General features: G+C 61.8%; 5 protein-coding genes. All 5 read left to right on the top strand.

Going from position 1 to position 2,710, the window contains the following annotated elements; all coding sequences use genetic code 11:
• Positions 1–196 precede the first annotated feature (196 nt).
• The 5 genes from GY937_08265 to GY937_08245 all read left to right on the top strand — a co-directional run bounded on the left by GY937_08265 (position 197) and on the right by GY937_08245 (position 2,607).
• On the top strand, positions 197–334 hold the full coding sequence (locus GY937_08265; protein MCP5056707.1) for a hypothetical protein: 138 nt from the start codon (positions 197–199) through the stop codon (positions 332–334).
• 257 nt (positions 335–591) lie between these two features.
• Positions 592–954 carry a response regulator gene (locus tag GY937_08260; protein ID MCP5056706.1) on the top strand — a complete coding sequence of 121 codons (363 nt, stop codon included), beginning with the start codon at positions 592–594 and terminating at the stop codon, positions 952–954.
• Positions 955–972: 18 nt separating this feature from the next.
• Entirely contained in the window at positions 973–1,458 is a 486-nt protein-coding gene (locus GY937_08255) for a hypothetical protein (protein MCP5056705.1), read from the top strand.
• 206 nt (positions 1,459–1,664) lie between these two features.
• On the top strand, positions 1,665–2,183 hold the full coding sequence (locus GY937_08250; protein MCP5056704.1) for a hypothetical protein: 519 nt from the start codon (positions 1,665–1,667) through the stop codon (positions 2,181–2,183).
• Between the two features lie 16 nt (positions 2,184–2,199).
• Entirely contained in the window at positions 2,200–2,607 is a 408-nt protein-coding gene (locus tag GY937_08245; GenBank protein ID MCP5056703.1) for a hypothetical protein, read from the top strand.
• Positions 2,608–2,710 lie beyond the last annotated feature (103 nt).

Genomic DNA, 2,710 nt, shown 5'->3' with positions numbered 1-2,710 from the left:
CCCGAACGGAGCGCCGCGCGGGTCACGAGCCGGACACTCACCGGCGGCGAAACCCCGATTCCGCGCTCAATTCCCGGGAAAACCCCCTCGAGCTCCCGGTTTCCGCTACGCCACCAGCGTTCTTCCGCAGCCTGCTAGTCGGAACGAACTTGGCGCCTTCCTGGTCGCCCGGGGCCTGATCGACGAGGATGCTCGGATGGAGGTCGTTCGAGGACAGATCGAGGGGCAGACGGCGATCGGCAAGCTCGCGTTCAAGGCCGGCCTGCTCAAGATGCGCGAAGTCCGGGAGACGCGTCGGATCGCAGCTGGTTCGCACGTTCGCTTTGGAGAGTGACGATCGAACTCGGACATCTTGATATGCAGCTCATCGGCCTCCTCCGCGCGATACGGCGAGATGGGCAACCCTCTTTCTCCAGTGTTCTCCTTATCATGAATCTGGTGGAACCCCTGGTCCTGAACGAAGCCGTACAGGACTGGGAACGAAAGACTAGCTGAGTGGTCGCTAGTTGGACTCCAGCATGAACGACGACAGGCCGATTGAGTGGGTATTCAAGCCGACCGCAACCCATTGAGCGGGAGAGATTCGAGAGAATGAAGATATTGATCGTCGACGACAGCGGAATCATGCGGAAGATCGTGACGCGAACGCTTCGCCAGGCGGGCTTCGGCGGACACGACATCGAAGAGGCGGAGAACGGTATCGACGCACTCGCCAAGATCGAAGCGGATGCGCCGGATGTCGTCTTGACTGATTGGAACATGCCTGAGATGACCGGCATCGAGTTGGCTCGGGAGATGAACGAAAAAGAGTTGGGCATTCCCTTCGCGTTCATCACGTCAGAATGCACCGCCGAGATGCGCGAAGAAGCGGACGGCGCGGGTGCCGTCGCCTTCTTGACCAAACCTTTCACAGCCGAGACGATGGAATCTGTGCTCAGCAAGATTCTTGACTAAAAGGGGACTACGAAGATCATGCCGAAGATCCGAATGCCGGAAATCGCCGAACTCGGCACGCAACTGGGTTCGCTCGTTGGGAAAGACGTCTCGATAGCGGATGCTCGCGGCCCCAACACGTTCGAAGACTCCTGTCATACCGCGCGCTACATGACGCGAGACGATCGTCTCGTCGCTCTTTGCCAGGTGGATCTTGCCGTTGCAGCGGCCATGGGAGCATCGCTCGCGATGATCCCGGCCAGCGCCGCCGAAGGAGCGGTCAAGAACGGCAAGCTCGACCAGAACCTCACCGATGCCTATCGCGAAGTCGCCAACATCATGGCGGCACTGTTGTGCGGGGATGGTTTTCCGCACGTGCGTTCGACCTCGGTCGAGGAGACTCTCGATTCCTTGTCGGATGAGGAGAGCGCGATTCTCAAGAAACCCGCGAGCCGAATCGACGTCGAAGTGGAGTTCGAAGGCTATGGCGGTGGCAAGATGACGATCGTCGCTATCGATACGTAGCAACGAGTGGATGACGTCGGGCGACCACTTGCTTCAAGGCCTCCTCGACGTTCTCCAACTGTCAGGCCTCGGGGACCACCACGGCGGAGATCCTCGGGATGCGGCCTGGCCGACAGCATCCACGATGACGCCTTCGTGGCCGCCCTTCATTGTGACTTGCACAACGTGTATTCGGCGTTTCGAGAACTCTCAGCCGAGTGCCGTTCTTGCGGACCCGATCTCCGCCAGCCGTCCACGTGTGTCCGGTCCGGGCTCTGCCCGTGACGCCCGCCTTCGGTACCGAGCTCGGCCGGGAAGGCGTCGCGGAGTTCACGCAGCTGAAGGTCATCAACGTCGCGCGTCATGCAGACGCGGTGACCCGGGCGGACGGCGATTGCTGGACATCGACCTGGACCGAGAAGGGTTCATGGCACATCCTCGGACAGGTGGCGCACGGGCCTGGCGAGCTGAATGCGCTCTGGCAGAGATTGATGAGTGGATTCGAATCGGCCGTCCAACTTCCCTCCACCGGTCAGGTTTCGGTCGAGGCCGAGGCGGGCCACGGGCACTGGACGATCACCGAGCACGCACGATTGGCCGGCGGCCGACCGCTCATCACGATCGGCATCTACGGCGATCGCTACCTGTGCGAGGGCGGTGTGTGGTACTTCGCCGAGCGTCGGTTCCAGCCGCTCTATCTGGGCCCCGCAGATCTCTCGGGCAGTTTTCAGCCATACCCGAAGTGAAAAGGAGGGGCGCTCGTTGATCATCATCGCAGGAACTGTGGACGCGGACTCGGAGCGGTGTGAGGCGGCCCTGAAATCCGGCTGCGTGCACGTGCGTGAGGCCCGCGAACTACCTGGATGTCTCGACGATGTGTGGAGTGCCGATCCGCTGACACCCGGACGGATCTACGTCGACGAGCGCTGGCAGGATCAGGCGGCGCTGGCAGCCCATTTCGAGAGCCCGCGTTTCCCGGCCATGCGCGACACGATCGCCGCTCACGGAATTCGCGGGGTTGACGTGGCCAAGGTTGAAACCGGACGCGTCGAGCCGGTCTACGATCCCCAGGGTCGTGCACGGGCCGATTTCTTGAGCGAGGCAGAGAGCCCGCGGTCCCCGGGCAGTTCGGCCGGCTGTTGGCGATCACGAGAAACCGTAGAAATCTGATCATCTAGCCGTGGTCGCGCGCGAGTGCTGGTTTCTCGTCAGAACGGCGAATCGGTGTCGGTCGGATCGGTGTCGAGTTCGCGATCGAGAGCCGCGAGGTAGT

It is taken from the genome of bacterium (genome assembly GCA_024228115.1).
In the GTDB taxonomy this organism is placed as follows: Bacteria; Myxococcota_A; UBA9160; order UBA9160; family UBA6930.
This window is presented reverse-complemented; position numbering and strand designations above follow the sequence as displayed.

What these genes read in the sequence shown, in the direction of transcription:
- GY937_08265 (MCP5056707.1), top strand. Translation starts at nt 197, where the DNA reads ATGGAGGTCGTTCGAGGACAGATCGAGGGGCAGACGGCGATCGGCAAG.
- GY937_08260 (MCP5056706.1), top strand. Translation starts at nt 592, where the DNA reads ATGAAGATATTGATCGTCGACGACAGCGGAATCATGCGGAAGATCGTG.
- GY937_08255 (MCP5056705.1), top strand. Translation starts at nt 973, where the DNA reads ATGCCGAAGATCCGAATGCCGGAAATCGCCGAACTCGGCACGCAACTG.